Genomic DNA, 22,160 nt, shown 5'->3' with positions numbered 1-22,160 from the left:
CCAATTCCGTTGTGCTTCCCGAGATCCCCGGCAGGTGCTCCAAAACCTCGGGGATCGTTCAATCGGGCGTTAACAACGACTCAGTGACTAGCCGCTCGATTGCCGGACGCTGACGAGGTCATTCATGCTCGCGGGACTGCACGCTTGAATTCGCACGACCGCTGGGCATCTGAACAACGACGGTGGCGTGGCACGCCGAAACTCGCTTGCCGCGCCACCGCCCATCGCTGCCACCCGAACTGCGGTCAGCCCAGGTACGAGGCGTCCCCGCCGTCCTGCTCGATCTCGACCTCCTCGTACCCACCCTGGACGTCGTAGCCGCCGTAGCCGCCGTAGCCGCCGTAGCTGTCGTAGCCGACGCCACCGGAGACGCCGATCTCTGGGATCCCGCCGTCGACCGGGACCAGATCGACCTCCACGCCCGCCTCGAGCGCCGCACCGCCGTACCCGGACCTCGGCTTCCCCGGACTGCACCGACACCTCGCTCGTGCCGGAGGCCTGGTCGGTGGTCAGGTCGATCGAGTCGTAGCTTCCCCCGATGCTGGACTCGCCTCCCGCCGAGATACCGCCCCGACGCTGGCGCTGACCTGGGGGATACCGCCGGGTGCACCGACCGACAGTTCCACACCAGCGGATGCGGACACCCCGCCGGCCGCGGACATGCCGCCGCTGACCGACACGATGGTCTAGCCCGGCCCGGACACCATCCCACCCAGGTCGATGTCGAGGGGACCACGGAAAGGGCCTGTCCTGCAGGGGTACTCATCAGTAGGCGGCGTGGTAGTCACGCGACCGGATTGCGGACGGGCGTCACACAGGAGTCGCGGCTGACGGCGGTTGCTCGATCGGGCGTCGCTGCAACCATGCAATGGTGATCCCGGAGACCACCACCGCGGCCACCGAGACTCCAGTCCAGACCCACAGACCGGAACCCGACGTCAACCCGTTGTGTGAGCTGGTCAACGGTGAGTACGCCGTCCATCCGAATTGAGCGGGCAACGACACGGTGACGGCAGCAGGCGCCGCCAGCGAGATCGCGGTAGCGGCCGCACTCGACGGCAGGCACGCCGCCACCGTGAACGCGGCCGCGAACGGCAACCCCAGCACTGTGGCCCCGATGTGCAGGTTGTCCCACGGTTGTTCCTCGAACACCGCCGTCGCCGCGACAGCGGCGAGTGCGGCTACACCGGCCAGGGGGTGCGGCCATCGTCGTCCACACACCGCGCCCATCACGACCAGCACAGCGGCAACGAGTAGCGGCGGCAACGAATCGATGGACAGCTCGAGACGGCCGTAGGAGGCCGACACCACTGCGAGAACAGCGACCAACACCATCCCGTGGCGGCGAGGAAGCCACAGCGAACCAGCAGCAAACACAGGGACTACCGCCAACCCGAACACCCAGAGACCCGGTGACGCCACTGTGGAGCCCATTTCGTCGACGACGCGGACGGACGACCAATGGAGCAGTAACCCGACTACCGGCACCGCGGCACCGACCGTGAGCACGCGTACCCGCCCGTCGGTCGTCGTCGGCTCGGGCATACCGAAGGCATCTCGGCGAAGCGCGAGGAACAACGCGACTGCGGTCAGCGTCAGCAGGCCCAGCATGAACCTGTCGGGGGGCACAGCGGAGGCTGGTAGATAGTCGGCATAGCGGCGCGGGGATGGCGACAAGTGGCGCTCAATGGGCGCGGCGAACAGAACACCTGCGAGTGCACCGGTTGCCAATGCGGTCTGGAGAATTGGACGTTCGCGTGTGTCGCACATGCCGGCGAGTACTCCCAGGAGCAGGCCCGCACCGACAGCCTTGGGATACAGCTCCCATTGACCGGAGCCTGGCAACCACGACATGACCGCCAGCAACACGAGCCCCAGCGTCGCGGTCCAGGCCAAGATGCGACGCTCGCGAATGAGAACAACGGAAGTCACCGCGGTGATGGCACCGAGGGTTGCACCTGCGGCGGCGCTGTGGACCAGTACGTCTGCTCGGCTGCCGCCGGTGACCATGGCGATGGTGCCGGGCATCGCGGAAGCCAATGCGAGGGTCGCCGCGAACCCACCCACCAGAAGGGAAGCAACTGCGACGGCACGGTTCATGTACTGCAGCATGTCCTACCGCGTTCGGGAACCGCCGACGTGCCCTGGCTGTTCGCATCCCTGGCTGGTCAACCTAGCGTCGCGTTTCGCTGATCTTCGCTGCAAATCGACACTGGCCGATTGGGGCGGCGCTGCTGATCGTCGTGACCTGGTTCGTGGATGCAGCGGTGTCCTGTCGTCACGGCCGATCCCTGCCACCGGCCAAACCATGTTTACGGCCGTTGTAGCGTGACGGCGCCACTGTCGTGACGAAGGGAGAGGTTCGCGTTGCCCCGGCGTATTGACCCCGAGCAGGCTGTCGCACGAATGCGTGCCGCCGGCGCCGAGCCGTTGGAGCCGTATCTGAATGCGGATGCGCCGTGGCGGTGCCGGTGCCTGAGGTGTGGGGAGATCATCACCCCACGGTTGTCGTCGATGAGCCGGCAGAAGCCGTGCAGGTCGTGCGGCAGGGCGACGACTCGCCACGACCCCGCCCGCGCCGAATCGGCGATGCGCGCGATGGGCCTGGAACCGTTGGAGCCGTACCCGGGTGCGGAAGAGCCGTGGCTGCACCGTTGCGTTGAGTGCGGCGACGAGGTCACGCTGTCGTACCGCCGCCGGACGATGCCCGGTGCTGGTTGCCGCCGGTGCCCACCTGATCAACGGGGTGGGGCGCTGCGAACACCGGTTGAGCGCACTCCCGTTGATCCTGAGGTGGCGGCGGCGACGATGCGCGCAGCGGGCTTCGAGCCGCTCGTGCCGTATCCGGGGCGGGTCGAAGCCCCGTGGTCGTGCCGCTGCATGGCCTGTGGGCACGAGAGCACGCCCCGGCTCAGTATCGTCCGCCTGGGGTCCGGGTGCCGGGCCTGCGCCGATCGGGCGATCGGTGCGCGCCATATCGCAGCGAACGCCGCCGCTGCCGTTGCGCTCATGCGCGCAGCGGGCTTCGAGCCGCTGGAGGAGTATCGCGGCTCGCATCAGCCGTGGCGGTGCCGATGTATCCACTGCGGTGAGGTATCGACGCCGAGGCGCGCCAGTGTCCGAAGGGGGCACGGCTGCAAGCACTGCTGGCGAGGAGCCGGCGGCTAGCGCTTCGGGTGCCGATGACCACACGCGCTGATCGTCTGCTGGATGATCGTCGCTACGCGGAAACGCGCACCGGAGATCGGAGTTCGGCGTAGCCACGTCCCAACGAGCCCTGTGCCAGGCGAAGAGAGAGGGCCCCGATGCCCCGGCGTGTTGACCCCGAGCAGGCTGTCGCGCGGATGCGTGCCGCGGGCGCCGAACCCCTCGAGCCGTTTCGGGCTGTGGATACGCCATGGCGGTGTCGGTGCCTCACATGCGATGCGGTCATCACCCCGCGACTGTCAGCGATCGGTCGTCACGGTCCGTGTTCTGTCTGTGCCAGGCGGCGGACGGGCGCGAGTAGGCGTCTCGACCCGGACCAAGCCGAACGCGTGATGCGGGCAGCCGGGTTCGAGCCGCTGGCCGACTATCCGGGCTCAGGGCGGCCGTGGCTGTGCCGGTGCCTCGCATGCGAGCGGGAGGTGTCTCCCAAGTACGACAACGTCAAGGCCGGATACGGCTGCCGCCATTGCGCGGCGACAGCCCGAGGCATCGCCCAGCGCGGGATCCCGACCGCACTCCGACGCGCGCACGGCGGCGGCCAGGAGCCTGCGCGGAAGGGGCTCGACCCCGATGTGGCAGCAGCCGAGCTGCGCGCCGCCGGTTTCGAGCCCCTCACGGACTATCCGGGCCAGATCAGTGCGCCGTGGCCGGCCCGCTGCATGGTGTGCGACACCGAGGGCCGGCCACGCCTCCACGACATCCGCACCAAAGGCTCCGGCTGCCGCACCTGCCGCAACAGGGCGGCCTCAGCGAAGGTGTTGGCGGCGAAGGCCTCCGCCGCGGTCGCCGTGATGCGCGCGGCCGGATTCGAGCCACTGACCGACTATCCGGGCTCGGCGAAGCCCTGGCGGTGCCGGTGCACCCACTGCGGTGAAGTCTCGACCCCGAGGCACTACAACGTCCGCTCCATCGGCAGCGGATGCCGACACTGCTGGCCAACACGACTACGCCGAGAACCGCCACCTGTTCTGGACGATTGAAGCTCAGCGGGCGGTGCAGGAGAGTGGCCGAAAGTCTGCGGGAGGTTGAGGCCGCCGGGCATCCGACCGCCCACCGTCTCCAGATCAGAGACCAACTGTTCGACCTGCTCCACGATTCCTAAGTACTTTGTTGCACAATAGATCCGGCACGCTGATAAGCGTGGTCGGGCATCGATCCTGGATCGGGTCGGGCGGCAGCGCTCCCGGGATCCGACACAGGGCTCGGTTAGCGCTGGTGGCTCATCGTAGGCGCCTCGGATCATCTACGCGGAGCGACTGGGTAACTGATCCAGATGTTCGGCGGGTCCGGGTAGGCGGCGCACATCAACGATGAACCGGCCGCGATCTCGCTAGACGTGTCATTCCACAGCGGAGGCCCCTCGACACTCCCGTAGTCGACGGTGGTGTGAGGCACAAACGGAGGATAGGACGCGCAAATCGTCTCGGCGGTTGCTGTAGCACCGAGACCGCCGAGGCCGACAAAGGCGATCGCAAGGCCGCCGGCGGCAGTGAGCTTGGCCAAGGTTTGGGTACGCGTCATTGTGTGCCACTTCCGTTGATATCCGTGACGAAGGACGCCACCTGCGCCTGACGTTAGCGGCTTCGCGGATCGTAGTCAGTCCATCGATCGAGCGACAGAATTGGTGACAGGATCTAGTTCACGTCAACGAGGTTCGTGTTGTTCAGAGCCCATCGGCCATGTCCGGCAACGCCTTGGAGGCAGCTCGGCCCGCTATTCGGATCGACGGCAAAAGTGAAGCTGAACGCGGTCATCCGAGTCTTGTAGGGAACCACGTATGGCTTGATCTGCTCACGTCGTACATCTTGTTTACGCCAGCACCGATAGTTCATGTCAATCTTGCCACTCGCATCCTCCGAGATCTGGTTGGTCGGAACCCGGCGGTCCGATCCTGACATCGACACGATCTCGCCGCACCGGGCTGCGCGTCCACGATGGGGCGGATTGTGCAGTACGGTGAGCTGCCCTCGCGCCGGAGCACACCCAGTTACTGGAAAGTAACTAATAGATTCGGCTCGAAAGTGAGAATTTCCCCTCACCTGCCGAGTGCCAGGCGTGATCCAGTGTGATCCAATGCCTTCTACCGCCACTCGTTATGTGTGGCGTTCGCGGAGGGGACAAGTTTGACATTAGCTGGAGGGAACGAGACCGCCACGAAGAAGCGGATCGGCATCGTCGACGACCATGAGACGGTGGGGATGGGTGTGTGGGCGTTGCTTGCCGGTCATCCGCGGCTGGAGATGAATGCAACTGCGTCGACGGTTTCGGGACTGCTCGAGCAGGACGTCGCACTGGACCTGGTGCTGCTGGACCTGCGCCTGTCGGACGGTTCACTTCCGCACGCCAACGTCGCGGAGCTACAGCAAGCTGGTCTTCCGGTGTTGGTATTCACCGGTGCGGAGCGGTCCAGCCTGGTGCGCCTCGCCGTTAAGGCCGGCGTCCTGGGGGTGGTTCGCAAGACCGCGCCGTCCGCCCACGTGGTTACTGCCATTCTCGACGCAGCCGAGGGCCGGCCGGTGATGACCACGGAGTGGGCTGCCGCGGTCGACGCCGACCCGGATCTGCCTGACGCTGGTCTGAGCGAGCGACAACTCGAGGTCCTCGCCCTGTATGCGTCCGGCGAGAAGGCAGAGCGAGTGGCGCACTTGACGGGGCTGTCGGCATATACGGTCAACGACTACCTCGGCCGGATACGAGCGAAGTACGCCAGCGTGGGGCGGTCGGCCCGGACGAAAACCGAGCTGTACAAGCGGGCGGTCGAGGACGGTTTGCTTCCAGGCCCCGAGCATCCCTCATCATGATCGCAACACTGGACGTCGCGCCACGTCTGCGGACCGGGTCTGGGAGAGAGAACACCGACCGCATCCTGCGGATGTTCGCGCGGTTCGTCGGCGTCGGGTACGTCGGCTACCTCGCACTGTTGCTCCCGGCGATCACCACATCAGAACCCAGACTGCAGCCATGGTGGACACCGGCAGCTGTCGTGACCGTGTTCGGTTCCGGTATCGCGATTGGATTCGTCTCGTTCCGACGGGATACCCGGGCGATCCGTATCACCGCCGGCGTAGCGGCTCTCGCCTTCCTGCTCGCGGTGTTCACCTGGCCGCTTGTCTGGAACGGACCGCATCTTCCGGCGTCAGACGCAGTGTGGCTGGCGTCGTTTCCCGGCCTGGCTAGCATCGCCGCAGTCATCGCCTGGCCGACTGCATTCGCTTTCGTCCACCTCGTCGTCGGCTGTGTTGCGGTGCAGCTGATCAACGCTGCAGTCCGCGAGGACGTTCCGGCGGGAATGCTGATCCCCGAGATTGCATTCGCAATCATGTTCTGCACTCTCTTCGTCGGTGGCGCGGCGATGGCGCTGCGCACCGGTCGCATCCTCGACGCGACCACCGAGGAGACGCACAGCGCGGCGGCTGCCGCGGCCGCGCACCGAGGTAGGGCCGTGGAGCAGGAGCGGTTCGCGGATCTCATCCATGACGGTGTGATGGCCGCGCTGCTGGCCGCGTCCCGCCGGCAGCCCAAGGCCGCGTCCGCCCGGCTCGCCGCGGCGACGTTGCGTGAACTCGATGCCATCGCTGACGGTGTCGCCTCCGACCAGTCGTTCTCCGTAGCAGCGACGCTCACGCATCTGCGAGCCGCGGCATCCGAGGCGGATGAGCACGCCACCTTCCGTGTCCATGGCCGCGACGTCGAGGATCTGGTGTTCCCGGCCGATGTTGCGCGCACGATCGCGTCGGCAATGTCGGAAGCGTTGCGCAACAGTCGACGGCACGGCGGATTGTCGGTCACGGCCACTGTTGAGGTGGTGGTCACCGAGCACGGGATCGCGGTCCAGGTGATCGATGATGGCGACGGGTTCAGGATGTCGTCCGTTGCGCCGCATCGCCTCGGGATCAGGGTTAGCATCCTCGGACGTATGCGGCAGATCCCGGGCGCCTCAGCGGAAGTCGCCTCGACACCGGGACAGGGCACCATCGTCACGCTCGAGTGGAGCGCTCAATGACGGTGGGGCAGGACGGCAGCGGCGACGTCCGAGACCTGCTTGGTCTGCAGACGGTGGCCGCGAAGGTCATCATTGTCGCCTACGTTCTCACCTTTCTGCTTCTGGCCGTGGCGACCGCGCCCGGCTACGGCGCGTGGTGGGCGGAGCTCCTCGCGTGGGCGTTGGTCAGCGGAGGTGCCGTCACCCTGATCCGCTACCCTGGTGACCCACTTCCCCTGTGGGTCGGCATCGGCCTGACGATGATCGGCCCAGCCGCTTTGGGGTTGGTGTTGGCCGTGATTCCGGTACCGATCGACGGTCTCCTTCAGACCTGGCCACTCGGTGCCGCGACAGCGATCTACACCTACATGTGCGTACGCGGACGCACCATTCTGGCCTGGATCGGCATGGTCGCCACCCTGGCAGTGTGCGCCGTGTGGGCCGAACTCACCGGACAGGGCGCCGGCCACGGCATCGCGATATCAGCGATCAACCTGGCACCGCTGCTGATGTCGACGTTCTTCTCCTGGACCATTCGCCCCGCCGCCCGCGACATCTACGAGCTCCGCGAACAGACCACCATCCAGGTCGCAGCCGAGGCCGGCGACCTCGCAGTACTTGAGGAGCGGGAGCGGCAACTGCACCGGCTCGACGAGTTGGCCCGACCTCTCCTAGAACGCATCACCGCAGGCGAGGATCTCTCCGACAACGCCTGCACCGAATGCCGACTCCTCGAAGCGCGTCTTCGTGACACCCTTCGGGCACCGGTACTCACCGCGCCGAAGGTAGTAGAGGCGGCGTGGGCAGCGCGTGCCCGCGAAGTGGAGGTCATCCTCCTCGATGACCACGGCATGAATGACAGCCCCGACGCCGTCCGCGACCGCATCCTCGAGGCCGTGGCGGACCTCCTTTGCGACGCAGCCAGCGGCATGATCACCGTGAGAGTTCTTCCCCCGCGGCGGAAGACACTCGTCACCGTTCTGCACGACGACGACAACACCGTCCGGCGGTTCGAGTTCGGTCACGATGGGGCACTGCTTGCCCGGCAGCACGTCTGATTGTCGGTTCTGAGCCCGCATCCAGAGAATGCCCCGGCACCACGCATGGTTACGCCCGCAAAGACGAAGGTGGGGTGCCGGGTCTTCAGCCGCACCATCGTTGCCCGGGTTCCCGGGCTGTGCCGCGGGCAGTTGCGACGGTCCCCGCCCACCGAGCGCCGTCGAAGAGGACGGACCCGCAGTGTCCGGGCCCTGCGGGTCCCTCTTGACTCGGGTCTGTCCAAGTCGAACTACGGGAACTGTGGGGCGACAGGATGGCGATTTCTCCTCACCTGCAGCGCAATTGAGGTGTATCAATCTCATCCCGGGTGGTGTGACGGGGCCGAGGATACGGATCGCGCGGCCCGTTGCCCGCCTCCTCCGGGGCTCGGTCCAGGTAGGTCAGCCGTCGAGGCTGCCGAACAGACCCTCGAACAGGCCGGGCACCTCCGGTTCAGGCTCCGGCTGTGTCTGCCCGACGGTGAGCTCCTTCACATGGAGACGCTGGGAGTCATCGACCTCGTTGAGGGCGTATCGTCCGCTACTAGGATCGAGTTCGACCTTTCCATTGCTCGCAGCAAGCTGCTGTGACCAGGTAGTCCCCGGGATCCAGGTCCAGCGTCGCGGTGTGAACAGCTCGCGGTTGCACTCCTAGACGATCCGGTGCACGTCTCAAGCAATGACGCCCGACAACCAGAGCCGCGTAGCGAACTGACCCACTGGCTATCGCCTTCACCAAAACGCGAACCGCTCCAGCTCGCGCGGGTCTGAGCTAGGTCATGGCTATTGCTGTGGCCAACCGGGTTGGCCACGCTCGGCCTGTTGTGATGAGCCAGCACAGTGTGCCAACTTCGGATCCGCAACTTTCCCCGTGAGCACGATGCTTCGGGCGGCCTGGGCGCTACCCGAACCAGTGTCGGTGGCGGAGAGCGCGGTGTCTCGACCTGTGGGAGCGGGAACTTGCCCGTCGTGTCAATGATTTCGCCGGTCTGGATGGTCGCTGGCCAGGCCGGGGGCTCGTACTCCAAGTGCCGGCGCATCCACTGCGGCAGTGTCTCGACCCCGAGGCACTGCAACGCCCCACTCCGCGATCTTCCCCGGCGTACGGGGGTTGATCGCAGCCTGAGTCAACCCCATCAGCCGTGGTGCTTTCTCCTGGTGCCTTACCCCGTCATCGCTATCGATGTCTTTCCGTCGCACGACTGGAAGGCAATCGTCAGGCAATCGCAGGACATACTTCCGCCTCATCTCGCCAATAGGATCTACTCCGTCGAATTAGATCAGCATCCAAGGTGTTGCAGCACTCCAAGATTGGTCTCAAGGTATGACGATTGCAGTTGGAACTCACCCCCTACGCCTGAGCCATTTCACCAAGTGGATCCACCTCGCCGGCGACCGCTACCTTCTAATGAATCACCCCCGCAATGTGATGATGTTCGCCGCCACACCGATCATCGATGCATTGCACAACGGCGGCCTCGACGATCTCCCCTCCGACGTTCTCGACCACCTGCTCGCGCAGGGCTACCTCACCAACCTGTCGCACGAATCCGAAGACAAATGGATCAGCGCCCGTATCGATGGCCTCGAGGCCGGCTACGTCGAAGCCGGAGAACCCAAGAACTACTGCTTTATCACCACGTATCGGTGTAATCTGAGCTGCTCCTACTGCTTTCAGAGCAATGATCACCAGCGGATCGTAACGAATCGCATGCTCTCGGTCGTTGACGCCGAAGCGGGGCTACAGGTGATGGCCAGCGACAGTGCCACATTGAGCCCAGATACAATCCGCCCCCGGGTCCTCCTCTTTGGCGGCGAACCACTATTGCCGGTCCAACGTGATGTCGTGAATACCATTGTGCGCGGATGTCGGGACCTCGGATACGCGCTCGAAGCGACTACAAATGGCTACTTCCTCGAACTGTTCGCTGATGTCCTCGGGCCCGGTCTCATCGAGCACCTCCAGATCTCTCTCGACGGACCTCCTGAAATTCATAACACCCGGCGCATCCCCATTAATGGGGCGCCAACATTCGACAAGATGTGGCGAAACATTCAGCTAGCCCTCGCCAAGGGCTGCACAATCAGCCTGCGGTGCAACATCGATCGTCGCAATATCGAAGGCTTCGTGCAGCTGGCCGAATTCCTCGACACCGAAGGCGTACTGGACCACCCGCGCCTGGACCTGCGCTACTCCCGCATCGTCCCAGATTTCGAATCCCTCGATGCAGCAGAAGACGTCGCGCTCGACTACGACGAGCTGGAGACCTTCCTTATCGAATCGATGCGTACCCACCCGGTTCTACGCAAGGTTGCTGCGCCCGAAGACATCCAGGACTTCTCCACCTGGATCGGTCGTCGATTCCCGACCAAGACATCCCGCCACTGCGGTGCAGTCCAACGCAACGTGTACTTCGGTCCCGGACGCGAGGTCTACCCATGTCACGAAACCGTCGGGAAGGTAGATCTGTCGATCGGCGTCTACCGCGATGGCGCAATCCAATATAACGAGTCACATGCGAAATGGACCGACCGCAGACCCGACCGCCTGACGACGTGCCGCCGCTGCCCATACATCCTGGTGTGCGCCGGGGGGTGCGCTGCTCATGTCGACCTCGACAACCAACCATTGAAGAGCAATTGCGAAGGGTTCGACGCCAAGTACTCGCTGGCCGTACAACGCGCCTACCTCGGTGACAACAGCTTCCTTGCCGACGAGATGGCAGCCGAGGGCTGCTAACTCCCAATCAGCCTGTCAATAGCGAAACGATGAGGAGGTGAAGAACATGAACGAAACCCCGCGTGATGCCATGAGCGATCTCATCCAGGAGATCGAGGTCCGTGAGGAAATGAAGAAGCTGCCCCCGATGTGCAGCTGCTGGTCCTACAAGTGAGGCCCCATGTGGACGGCACGCAAACCCAGAGGTTCGCGTGCCGTCCACATGCGCGACCCGCACCTGCCCCGGATGAAGGACAACCGATGTACGAGCTGTCACCCAAGGTCGAACAGATCACGCCGCCGCTGATCTTTGTTGAGGGCCGGGCCTATCGACTCGCTCCATCGGTGATGACCACGCTAGCCGCGCTCACTGATCCCGGCGGCCCGCCCAACGACACCGACCCTCGTGTTGTCGCTCGCCTCGTGGAACTGGGAATCCTCACCAACTCGGATGGCACTACCGAGTCGGTACCGCCCAAGCGGGTTCGCCATCCCCTGTCCATCCACGTGCGTGCCTACTCGACAGCATTGCTACGAATCTTCGAACGTATCGGGACCTTCTACCCGCTACGAAATACACTGCAAGCAGGCATTGTCATCATTGCGGGTATCGCTGTCTTCGGCTGGATGCTGCGTGACATTCAGATGGCCGGCGGCGTTGGGGGGCTGATCGCTCGGGTTTCACCAATCGAGGTGATTGCCGCAGTGGTGTGCACTGTCCTCGCGATGGTTCTTCACGAAGCAGCCCATGTCGCTGCAGCTCGCGGTTCCGGATGCCGAGTTCCCCGAGCCGGCGTCGGGATCTACGTGACCAGCATCGTCTGCTTCGTCGATCTGTCCACTCTCACAGACACGACACCAGCTCGCCGGCGCCACGTCGACATCGCAGGAATGACCGCCGACTCGTTACTCCTCATCGCGATATGGGTCTTGGGACTTGTGCACATTGTCTCTGTGGACTTCGCGGCGTTGGTTGCTATCAGCCATATCTCGGGGCTACTTTTCACCCTGAATCCGTGGATCAAGAGCGATGGCTACTGGCTGCTGCGGGACAGCTTTCCGCGCCCGACATTTGACCCATCCAACTGGTTGTTGCAGCCACGCTGCTACGCCGCCCGGATCCTGCGGCCCTCCAGTCCGAGCGGCGATACGCGACTGCTGCGAACTCATTTCGTAGCGGGAGTGGCCTGGCTCGTCGTCACGATTCTCTGGACGATTACGGTCTTCGTCAGCTTCCTTGCGCAGCCCAGCTACACCAGTGATGTTCTCGGACACTGGCTGATGACCGCAGCAACCGCTCTGGTCACGCTCGTTGGCATCAGCGCAGTGGCGTTGGCACTACTGAAAGGTTCACAATGGCGCAGTTCGTAATTCCCGCAAACGAGAACTCGAGCCAGCAGGCGATTGATCTATACCTGTCGGTTTTCGACACGACCTCAGTCGACAACCGGATGGCCATCCTCAAAGGTGCCGGTGTGCACACCGCGCCCACCACGAAAGCTCGTGCTCTCGGGTTGCGATCCCTGACCTGGGCCACAGCCGCCGAGGTAGGCCTCCGGGCACTTGCGACTGCAGGGGACCCGGACACGTTGGCAACCGCCGACGCTGTTGTGGCAGCACTGCGTGTCGCCAGAGGATTGGCTGAGGACCGCCGCTCGGTGAACGACCCTCTTATCGACGAACTCCTTTCCGCAGCAAGCACTCTCACCGCTCCCAGGACATCCGAGGGGCTGGCCACACTCCATGCGGAATGTCTGGTCTACCGCAACGCGTTGCGATCCGGCACGTGCTCGCCGAACGACTACCTGGACTCGCTACGCACCCACTCGAATGGCGTGACCGGTGCGCTGCTGCGTGAAATGCATCTCGTCGATCCCGAGGTTACCGACGAGGTCTACGATTTCACGGTCTCGCTCGGTGTCCTCTATCAGCTCACGACCGACCTTCGCGCTGCGACCGACGGGACTTTACGGGAAAGCTCGATCAGCCGAACCATCTCTATGGCGCTGCTGGCAGCGGACGATACCCGGGACCAGGTCACCGATGTGATCGTCACTCGCAGCCGGCTTCTGTTGCAGACCACCAAGAGCATCCAGTCTCACTACGCACGAAACTCGATGCTCGACGAAATCACGTTGCGAGCCAACATCACCTTGCGGGAATGCGCTGTGCTGCTTAAGCAAGAGCAGGCCCGACGTGCCCTCGACTCAACCACATCCGAATGACTTTCCAGACAGATGAACCAGGGCCATTCCTTGGCGGATAGGATTCCGGTCTGCCGAGTAGGCACCGCTGACCAGCCGGCACCTACTCGGCAGAATCGTGCCACCGATGGAAAGTCATCCGCTGGTAAGAGTTAACTTCGCCTCGGGAGTGACTGCATCAGATGAAGTTCGCCGTCTTTTCGGGCCGGTAGTCCCTCTTACGACTCTTCCCAAGTTGGCCGGCGGGACCGCGACGGGTCCGAACGACGCGGCGCGGGAGTCGGACGGTCCGAGCCGAAAGGCAAGGGGAGAGGGAGCCATGAACCCGACATCAGTTGCGGTCAACCGCGATCAGATCGTGAGCGACCGCCTACCGGTTGGTACCGCGATGCCGCCACCCAGACGATCCGTTGGTGGTACGGCGATGAGTGAGACACGCCGAACATCCCTGATGTGTCTGGAGCAGTTCCTCCGCAATCGCCACCACCATTGGATCAGCAGTCGGGCGGGCGCCTGCAGCAGCAATCCGCGTTCTGGGATTTCGTCTTGCGATGGAGACGGCCAATCATCGCCACGGTCGCCTTGCTTCCCGAGATTGTCGTAGCTGGGGTCCTCGTAGGGAACTCGCGTGACGAGGCGTCATATGGGGGCTGGGACGCCGGGGTGCGCTATGGAGTGACAGCCAGAGCACTAATGAGTGCCGGAGGCGGCGGCTTGACGACTGCTCAAGTCAATTCCAATTGCTTGACCATTGCGCTTGCGGCGGAGGGTGACTACGTCGTAAACGACTACCAGCAGGGCTGCGTCGACGGCGTCCATCGGGGTGTCCCGCGGTGAATGCGCGCCGGGGTCAGCAGAACCGGTACTCGGCAGCTCTGCCGGCGATGAGGTTGGGTGCATTTCGTTGTAGGGCTCTCGCAGTGTCGTCAGGGTCGCCGTGTGCGCCATTCGGAGGCAATACCGTCGCGGTTGAGTTTCCGTTCGAGTCAGTGTTGGTGGACAAAGTCGAGGAGAAGAGCCCTATGACCGCCTCCCCCACGGTGTATCGGGGAGAGGCGGCTTCACCTGTCGGTCAGGATCCGAATAGTGATTCCAGGCTCCCTCCGGATGCGGGCGGAGTTGGATTGGTCGGCTCCGTGCCGGGGAGGGACTCAGTGTCCGGAGCCCCGACGTTGATCACGATCGTTGGGGTGGGTATGTCCGTGCCGCGTGGGTGGATTCGGATGTACTGGGAGGAGTGTCTCCCATCGCCATCGATGATGGCCAAGCGATGAATACCGACAGGGATGTCGTTAGGGATGGCGATTGATGCGATGCCAACACCGTCTTCCGTGACCGGCAACGGGCCCAGGTCGATCGGATCCGAGAACATCCGGCCGTGGAGCCAGGACTGCAGCGGTGACGGGAACGCCATTCCCGCGCCGTATGCGAGGGTGATGCCCCCGCCCTGGACACCCTGGTGCACCAGGTCGTCCGCCAGCGCCGGATCAGCCTCCATACCCTCACCGATGAGCGGCTCACCGAGACCGGACAGCACGGAGTTCGCACCGCAGTACATGTTGGGTTGTCGTTCGGAGACCAGGGCGCAGTGGGCCCAACTCCGGGTGTACGACGTATGGATCTGAGCGCCGGTGCTGTTGCGGATGGAGAACAAGTTCTCGGCATTGCCCATCGCGCGGGCGTTGCCGCTGTCGCAGACGAGATCTCCGAAAGCACAGAGGGAATCGACGTTGCCGTGGGCGACGGCGAAGTTGTCGGCGCCTTGCTTGCGCAGGTGCAGCAGTGAGCCGGGGGTGTTGGCCTCGCCGATTGTCTTGTCGCCGCGACCGGTCGCATGGAGTGGCGAACCGAGCAGTGTGACCTTCGTGACGAGATCGGCCGTGTCGGTGCCATAGATCGCGGCGAGCGCATCCTGGATGACGTGGGCGCCCTGGGAGTAGCCGGACAGGATGACCCGCGGCTGTTCGGACGAGCCGCACGCGTCCGCGATGTGGTGCAGAGCCTCGACGAGCTTCGCGGCTCCGCCGTCCACTGAGTCTCGGTAGTCCTGGGGGTAGTTGACAAGGTCCTCCGGGGCAACTCGTGTCGCCACGTAGTCGAGACCCATGTAGTAGATCTCGGCGTCGGAGTGGGCGCCCACGAGTCTGGCGATACCGTTGATCTCCGCTCCCATTCCGCGGTTGGGGTTGTCGTGGGTCAGGAAGTAGCGGGCGAAGTCCCGGCGTCCGTCGTCGCCGCGGAAGATGGTCGGGACGTCTTCGTCGTAGGGCAGCTCGTCCGCGTCGTTCGCGCCCTGTGGATCCTGGCCGGACCCGCGGACGCCGATGAAGAAGACCTCGTCCGCACACGGTTCCGGCGGGGGTGGTGTGTATAGCTGTGGGCAGGTCACCGAGCCGTCGGTGCGAAGGCTGCAGGTGAAGGTGAAGTAGCGCTCGAAGTCGGCAACTGAACCCTGCGCGGGGAGGCGCACCACGTGGAGCTGAGGCGTGATGACCCGCACGACCTGTCCGGCCAAGATCGGGGTGCCCTCGCCGACGACCAGGCACTCGACGGGGCCCGAAACGAGTAGCGCGCAACCACCTCGGAGCAGTTTTTCGACCGGTTCGGTGAACGGGTCAGCAGTCGCCAGATCTGATCCCCAGATGTATGGACCCACTGTGCTTCGACATTCGGTTCCGCCGTCGCCGTACTGGACGCAGAAGTACGAGTGGGTGTCGATGGCGATGTCGACGATCTCGCGCCCGCTCGGCGCCACGATCGGCGATCTCCAGACGATCCCCTCCTCGACGACGAAGGCGGTGCATTTGACCTCGCCGGCGATGAGGAGGCAGACGCCATCCTCTTTCAGGGCGATGGCGTCGATGTTGGCTTGGAAGGGGGGCGTGACCCCGGCTCGATTCGGCGGGTACCCCTCCAGGTTGGGCAGCGTTGCCCGGTTGCCCCAGCACTGGCCGCGGCCGTCCTCCAGGACGACGCATGGGGAGAACGCACTGGCTGCGAGGGTGGTCGCCGGTCCGGCCAGCACCACGTCGACCGGGATGGATGAGAACCCGATCAGGGCTGCGGTCCCCAGGGACTTCGCCTGGTTCGACCCCCAGCACTGCACCCGGCCGTCCGCCAACAACGCGCAGCTGGTGTCGAGGTAAGCGACCACCGCGATCGGGGTGCCGGTCAGCCCAACGACGGGCCGGGGCTCGTTGCGGCTGACGACGGTCCCGTCGCCGAGCTGTCCCAACTCGTTGTGGCCCCAGCACTCGACCGTGCTCGAGACGAGCTTGCAGGCGTGGGTGTTCGTGGCGCCGAGGGCGGGGTGGTGGCCGACCGGTGCTGCGCTTGACTGCGACGGCGAGGTGATCACGGGCAGGGCGACCAGAGTCAGGGCCATCAGAATCGTGCTCATGCAACTGAGCAGTCGCGTGGTCGGGGATTGCTGTCGAAGCCGATCCAAGAACAATGTTCACCTCACCTCTTCGGTTGCCCGCCGAGGAGGATGATGGATTCACCAATCGATGGGCTCGTACGATTGCCGGAGACACTACACCGTGGTAAATCGGATCGCTTTCGCCTGCGCGAGTGGGTCATTCGGTTGATGGACATGTTTGCCAGGCCCGCGAAGTCTCTCGACCACAACCGTGAATGATCGCGACGCGGACAGCGACCAGAACTCTGCACGGGGAGCGGGTCGCGGCACCTGCGCGTCGCGCTGAGGCCTCGCGTGGCTTGACGTGGGACCCTGAAAACAGTGCTCGCGGACCTGATCGATGGCCCGCTCGCCCACACCCCGTCGGGTTGGCTCGGCGCGAACGTGCGTGGGCGCTGTGCGCCGCTCTCGGGCACAGCCTGCTGCGCGCTATCGGCGCCGGCGACGGCGGCAATCATGCCCGCGCCCACGATGCCACTCTGCGCTGACATCTGGGCAAAACCCCTGTCCGATTCGCGCGGTCCGCTCGAAAACTCGTGCTGCATCTACCTGCCCACGGGAAGTGCCGTCACTCTGTCAGCGGACTCTTGAGGTGAGCCTGGGTCTCCTTTCGAGCTGGAGAAGTGAGCAGACCGTCGAGCTCCTTCGGAGCCCTCTGTTCCGGGTCCTCCTCTGTACTTCGCACGACTGTGTCCTTCCATCAGGACTGCAGGCGGGAAAGAAACCTACGGTTTGCAGACTTTGCGGGTGGTCGGATCGGCCTGGAAAGAGGCCCAGCTCCGGTCGTCTGGTGCTTCTGGTTTGGCGGAGCGAAGGGTGTCAGATGGTTCACGGCCATCGGAGTTAGCGGACGGCGGTGGTGACCGGTTCGAGGAGAAACAGGCACGACCGTTCTTCGTAGCGGTCGACCTCCGCGGTGACGCTCAGGTTCGTTCCCACGCCGATCGTGTCCGGCACCGAGCCGGTCCAGTGCAGATCGTTGATGGTGTTCTCGTCGCGGAACTGGAAGTTCGGCCCGGTCGCGGACGGGAAGTCGCCCACGACGATGAGGATGTCGTATCGGGTCTTCGCATCCCCGTGTGGTGCCATCGCGCCGATGTTGCCCGGGAAGGCGATCGTCTGACCGCGATGAGCCGCAGCGAACGCTGCGACGTCCGATCCGCAGTCAGGCCCGGCGAGGAGCGCCGCGAGTTCGGGACTGTTCTCCGGTGTGAGGACAACGTTCTCGGGTGCCGGTGCCGCGTTTGCAGGTTCGGGGGACGGTTGCTCGCTCGGCGCCGCGGCTGCCTCGCTTGGCGCAGGGGCGGTTTCTGCGGGGGCATCGTTGCGTTCGCCGATCACCCCGACGGTGATGGCCGCGATGGCAAGCACGGCCACGCCGCCGCCGGCGATCCACAGGAGTGGGGGAGTTTTGGGCTTCGGGCGCCGGAACGTGATCTCGGTCTGCACCGTCCCGGGTGACTGGGAGACGATTTCCCAGCCCTGTGTTTCCCACTTCTTGATGGTTCGCGACTCCATGCCGCGGACCGCGCGGACCGTCTTGGTTTCGTACGTGACGTCGGTGTCCGTTGTCATGCCCACCCCTCGGTTTCATGCCGGAAACGTTGGCCGGCCTCGCCGGAGCGTACCGACCGTATATGCCCTGCCTGATCGCGACCGGCCCGCGACCGAAGCCGACGACAGTGCCCCTCCAAGAAGACACGCAGTGGGCGTTCGTCCGAGCGAGTCAGGGGCGGTTGTTCTTGGCGTGCAGGCGCTGTTTCGCGCGTCGTTGCTGCCGCGATGACACCGCCGCCTCCGTGCCGAGACCAACGCTTTCGGTGGCGGTGGGGTGACGTGATCGTGATCGTTCTCGAGTAGTGGGGCGCGGACTTCGTGCAACGGTCCGGTCAGCTGTCGGCCGTTCAGTCGTGGGCCGGGGCCGGCGGCGAACGAGTCCAGGATTTTCGTCAGCAGTGCGGGATCGGTGAGGACATGTAGGACCAGATCATGTTCGTCGAGATGGACAATCGTGGTGATCGGCGCGTACGGGTTGCGGAACTCGTAGATCGGCACCTTCACGGTCTTCTCGACGGTGCGGGTCTGCCGATCATCTGCATTCCGATAACGCCGGCGCGGGCGGCCTTGCGTGCACAGTGGGCGTCGCGGCGGCACTGATCGCTGCACCAGACCCGCGGCCAGCCCCGCCCGGTGTGCCCGGGAACCTGTCGTTGGCACCATGGGTAGATTCCTGGATCCGCGGGCGTGTCGTCGCGAGGGTCCGTTGGGTTCTCGTCGGCGGTGTCGGCCCATCGAAGGTGGCGCCGACGCATGTTGCTTCCAATCGACCTCAGAATCGATCGTCTTTCCTTGTACCGGCCCCGGCCGCAGTCGCCCCCGGTCGTCCACGCAAATAGCGTCCCGCCGGAAATGCAAACCACCACACACCTCTTGCATTAAAGTAACGAAAAGATAACGGTGCAGGTGGTGGGGTTTCGGAGGGCTGCCGCCCAGAGACATCTGTGTACGAGGGCTGAGACGATGAACCCACGCTTCCCCCCGTACCCTTGCGGCGGAGACGCCTCGTCTGAAAGGCGCGGCTTGTGGTGATATCGAGCAAGGTCGTGCGGCAGCAGCTGATGCAGTCCGCGGTCCTCGCCAAGATCGACCGCGACGATCTGCGGATCGACACCGACCGGATCCGGCAGACACTTCGGGTGACCCGCAAACACGTCTCCCGCGGCCCGCTGATGCTCTCGTACCTCGATCAGTGGGAGCAGATCGTCGACGACAACGACATCGACGCCGTCCGTGCGATCGTGGCTGCCGACGACGAGACCGCCCGCGAGATGCGGAACCTGTCACCGCTGCACGTGCTGCTCACCGAACCCGAGCGGATGCAGGTCCTCGACGAGTTCCGAGCCTGGTGGACCACACAGGGGCCATGACCCGCGGCGGCGGTCCGGTTCGGGTGGACTCGTACGGTGGTTGCACTCGATACCCCCTGAACGATCGACAACTCGATGTCCTGGCATGAGTGGGCGAAGGGCGCCCCGCCCGGGCTGGCCGAACCCGACATACAAGACGGTCGCCATCGCCCTGCAGAACCGCCGCCTGCTCACCATCTCGAAGAAGGGCGGTCTGTGGCGCGCCGATCTTCTCGACTCGGGTCTACCTCGCCCACGGCACCTACCCACCCGGGCATCTGCAACCGAAGAAACGTTCCCGAGCCATGCCCCCACCCACCGCAAGAGGCGCACCAAGTCGTCCCGGTAGGACCGACCTGACGCGTCGCGAGCAGCCTGCTTCGACGCGTCGCCCGAAGGCGCCAAACCCACCGTCGGCTGCCGCGCCGCAGCCTCCGAAGGTGACCCCGTCGCGGCAACTGCTGCGCGATGTCATCTCACTGATGCCTGCTGACCTCTCGCGCGCGGACACCGGACCAAACGAGGGTTGACCGCGACCGATCCAGGGCATCGACACGAGCCCGACCCGATCTGAATGGTGTGTCGGTGGTCGGTGCTACACCGGAGATGAGGACAACGAGATCGGGATGAGGACCGAGGGCGAACTCCGTCATGGCCGACACCACAGCGCACCGCGTAGTACTGCTCCACATCGATGCGGCAGCGCTCACCGAAGAGCAGAGGTTGCTGCTCGCACAATCCGCCGGCACCTCACGCGCGATATACAACTGGGGCCTGGCCGCCATCAATGCATGGACCGGGCGGCGGTACGCATGGCTACGGGAACGTGCCCACGCTGTCACCCGCACCGACGGTGAGGCGCACGCTCTGCTGGACGACGTGGACTGGCGCAGGGAGGCACTGCGCCAGGTGCCCGAGGACCTGCGCCAGCGCCCCAACAGGAGCTCGCTTAGTCGTAGGTTCACCGAGCTCAGTCGTGATCCGGACAGCCGGTTCCACTGGTGGCACGTCGAGAACCACGGCGTCTCCCGGTTCGTCGTGAGCACGGCGCTCGGCGATCTCGACACCGCGATAGCCACTACTGGGACCGTGCCAGTTCGACAGAGCGGCCACCGCGGAAACCACGCAAAGACCACCGCCCCACCAGATGGCCACGATTCAAGAAGAAGCACCGCTCACAGGACTCGTTCGCGATCTTCAACCTCAGCGTCACCAGCCACGGGGACGATCCGTGGAAGGTGATCGACAAGGGGCACAGGATTCATGTCCCCAATCTCGGATCGCTACGAGTACACGAGAACACCCGCCGACTACGCCGCTGGATCCACTGCGGCGCTATCCCCAAATCCGCCCGGTTCGCCCGACGCGGCACCGGATGGACAGTCAGCATCGTCCTGGAGGTCCCCGTTCAGGCGATCCCGACGCCGGTGACCACGCGGCGGCAGTGCGCAGCCGGGGCGGTCGGGGTCGATGTCGGCGTGCATTCGTTGGTTGCACTGTCGACCGGTGAACTGATCGCCGGTGACCCCGCCACCGCGTTCAATCGACGTCTTCGCCGACTCCAACGGCACGCTGCCCGGCAGCGTGGCCCCACCCAGGAGCAGGGTCCCTCGACCGGATGGGTGAAGACCCAGCGTCAGATTGCACGGTTGCAGCACGTCGACACGCTGCGCCGCCGGGGTCGTCTGCACGAGGTGACGAAGCGGATCGCAACCGGATTCGAGACGATTGGGATCGAAGACCTGGCAGTGGCCGCGATGACGGCCGCTCCGCAACCCAAACCCGACCCCGACCACCCGGCAAGGTTTCTGCCGAATGGTCGGCGAGCCAAGGCCGGCCTGAACCGGTCGATCCAACGCGCCGGTTTCGGGGAGATCCGTCGCCAACTCGGCTACAAGACGTCGTGGTACGGCGCGAACCTGGTCGTCGTCGACAGGTACGCACCGACCTCGAAGGCATGCTCGGCCTGCGGCGCAGTCAAAGCCACGCTGCGCCTGTCCGAGCGTGTATATCGCTGCGAGCAGTGCGGTCTGGTCCTCGATCGTGACCTCAACGCTGCCCGCAACATCTGTTCACTCGCCCTCAACCTGTCGACCGTGGATGCGGCCGACGTTAAACGCCGCGACACCCCAACGCCGAGCCGGTCACGATCGGCCCGGCGTGTGTCCGGCAGACCTGCCGAACGGCAGGCCAACAGAGGCCAGCAATGGACCTCCCGGCCCCCACCTGTGTGATGCCAGAACTGATCGGGAAACGGTGTAATGCAATGCATCGTGCGAGATCAGGTGGAGTTCCTCCCACGTGTAGGGGGACGGTCCTCGGAAGCCAGAAGGGTCTCCCACGTGAAGGCGGGTCACGATTCATCGGGCAACCGTCGTTCGGTGACTGGATCAAGTGGACGCGTCCATCTCGTCGACGTCGAGCAAGGACCTCAACCGAGGCAATGAGGTGTCTCAAACGGCAAGTCGCGAAACGGCTATGGCGCACCATGTGCCGAGATCATCGCGAGTCTTCGGTGCTTACAGGTCTGCGATCGGCTTAAGACGAGATACATTCGATCCGGTCGCTAGGTGTTGCGGGTCATGACGTTGTAGACACCGGCCAGGATCTGGGCCAACCAAGGCGGACGGGTCCTTCCGCGGCAGGATGAGAAGTACCACCAACTCGTCCGCCGACAGAAAGAC

The 22,160-nt window shown here is 64.6% G+C and carries 13 protein-coding genes and 2 pseudogenes; 11 read left to right on the top strand and 4 right to left on the bottom strand.

All coding sequences use genetic code 11. The features are described from left to right. Window positions 1-245: 245 nt before the first annotated feature. Together FFS72_RS26600 and FFS72_RS24365 are read right to left on the bottom strand one after the other, a co-directional pair. Entirely contained in the window at window positions 246-419 is a 174-nt protein-coding gene (locus FFS72_RS26600) for a hypothetical protein (protein WP_171018811.1), read from the bottom strand. Window positions 420-810: 391 nt separating this feature from the next. After that, the gene (locus tag FFS72_RS24365) at window positions 811-2,100 is read right to left on the bottom strand and encodes a hypothetical protein (protein WP_137876372.1); all 1,290 of its coding nucleotides are present in this window, start codon (window positions 2,098-2,100) and stop codon (window positions 811-813) included. A gap of 1,526 nt (window positions 2,101-3,626) precedes the next feature. On the opposite strand from FFS72_RS24365, the gene FFS72_RS24355 reads away from it, so the two are divergent. From FFS72_RS24355 to FFS72_RS24325, 7 genes are all read left to right on the top strand, one after another. Next, window positions 3,627-4,187: a hypothetical protein gene (locus FFS72_RS24355; protein WP_137876371.1), complete on the top strand. Its 561-nt coding sequence runs from the start codon at window positions 3,627-3,629 to the stop codon at window positions 4,185-4,187. A 1,218-nt stretch (window positions 4,188-5,405) separates the two neighbouring features. Then, window positions 5,406-6,008: a response regulator transcription factor gene (locus tag FFS72_RS24350; protein ID WP_249353509.1), complete on the top strand. Its 603-nt coding sequence runs from the start codon at window positions 5,406-5,408 to the stop codon at window positions 6,006-6,008. After that, window positions 6,005-7,210, top strand: coding sequence for a sensor histidine kinase (locus FFS72_RS24345; RefSeq protein WP_137876370.1), 1,206 nt, complete (start codon window positions 6,005-6,007; stop codon window positions 7,208-7,210). Before FFS72_RS24350 ends, FFS72_RS24345 begins: the two co-directional genes overlap by 4 nt. Beyond that, window positions 7,207-8,247 carry a DUF8320 family protein gene (locus FFS72_RS24340; RefSeq protein ID WP_137876369.1) on the top strand — a complete coding sequence of 347 codons (1,041 nt, stop codon included), beginning with the start codon at window positions 7,207-7,209 and terminating at the stop codon, window positions 8,245-8,247. Before FFS72_RS24345 ends, FFS72_RS24340 begins: the two co-directional genes overlap by 4 nt. A 1,303-nt stretch (window positions 8,248-9,550) precedes the next feature. Continuing rightward, window positions 9,551-10,966, top strand: a complete 1,416-nt coding sequence (locus FFS72_RS24335) for a radical SAM/SPASM domain-containing protein (protein WP_137876368.1) — start codon at window positions 9,551-9,553, stop codon at window positions 10,964-10,966. A 240-nt stretch (window positions 10,967-11,206) separates the two neighbouring features. Continuing rightward, window positions 11,207-12,316 (top strand): hypothetical protein, encoded by a 1,110-nt coding sequence (locus FFS72_RS24330; protein ID WP_137876367.1) that lies wholly within the window; start codon window positions 11,207-11,209, stop codon window positions 12,314-12,316. Further along, window positions 12,301-13,170, top strand: a complete 870-nt coding sequence (locus tag FFS72_RS24325; RefSeq protein ID WP_137876366.1) for a hypothetical protein — start codon at window positions 12,301-12,303, stop codon at window positions 13,168-13,170. Before FFS72_RS24330 ends, FFS72_RS24325 begins: the two co-directional genes overlap by 16 nt. Window positions 13,171-14,221: 1,051 nt before the next feature. Here FFS72_RS24325 and FFS72_RS24320 read toward each other — a convergent pair. Next, window positions 14,222-16,549, bottom strand: a complete 2,328-nt coding sequence (locus FFS72_RS24320; protein WP_137876365.1) for a cutinase family protein — start codon at window positions 16,547-16,549, stop codon at window positions 14,222-14,224. Window positions 16,550-16,882: 333 nt separating this feature from the next. Between FFS72_RS24320 and FFS72_RS27170 the strand changes: the two are divergent. Continuing rightward, window positions 16,883-17,127 (top strand): annotated as a pseudogene (locus tag FFS72_RS27170) (IS1380 family transposase); the annotation flags it as partial. 286 nt (window positions 17,128-17,413) lie between these two features. Here the strand turns inward: FFS72_RS27170 and FFS72_RS24315 are convergent. Further along, on the bottom strand, window positions 17,414-18,145 hold the full coding sequence (locus FFS72_RS24315; protein WP_137876364.1) for a DUF4839 domain-containing protein: 732 nt from the start codon (window positions 18,143-18,145) through the stop codon (window positions 17,414-17,416). 1,007 nt (window positions 18,146-19,152) lie between these two features. Here FFS72_RS24315 and FFS72_RS24310 point away from each other — a divergent pair. The 3 genes and pseudogenes from FFS72_RS24310 to FFS72_RS24300 all read left to right on the top strand — a co-directional run bounded on the left by FFS72_RS24310 (window position 19,153) and on the right by FFS72_RS24300 (window position 21,710). After that, a complete protein-coding gene (locus FFS72_RS24310) occupies window positions 19,153-19,497 on the top strand; it encodes a hypothetical protein (protein ID WP_249353506.1) in 345 nt (114 codons plus the stop codon). Between the two features lie 630 nt (window positions 19,498-20,127). Next, a pseudogene (locus FFS72_RS27165) lies at window positions 20,128-20,259 on the top strand (helix-turn-helix domain-containing protein); the annotation flags it as partial. Window positions 20,260-20,477: 218 nt separating this feature from the next. Further along, entirely contained in the window at window positions 20,478-21,710 is a 1,233-nt protein-coding gene (locus FFS72_RS24300; RefSeq protein ID WP_249353505.1) for an RNA-guided endonuclease InsQ/TnpB family protein, read from the top strand. The last annotated feature ends 450 nt before the right edge of the window (window positions 21,711-22,160 follow it).

Source organism: Rhodococcus sp. Q (assembly GCF_005503035.1).
Taxonomy (GTDB): Bacteria; Actinomycetota; Actinomycetes; order Mycobacteriales; family Mycobacteriaceae; genus Rhodococcus_G.
Note: the sequence above shows the minus strand (reverse complement) of the source record. Positions and strands in the feature narration are given on the sequence as shown.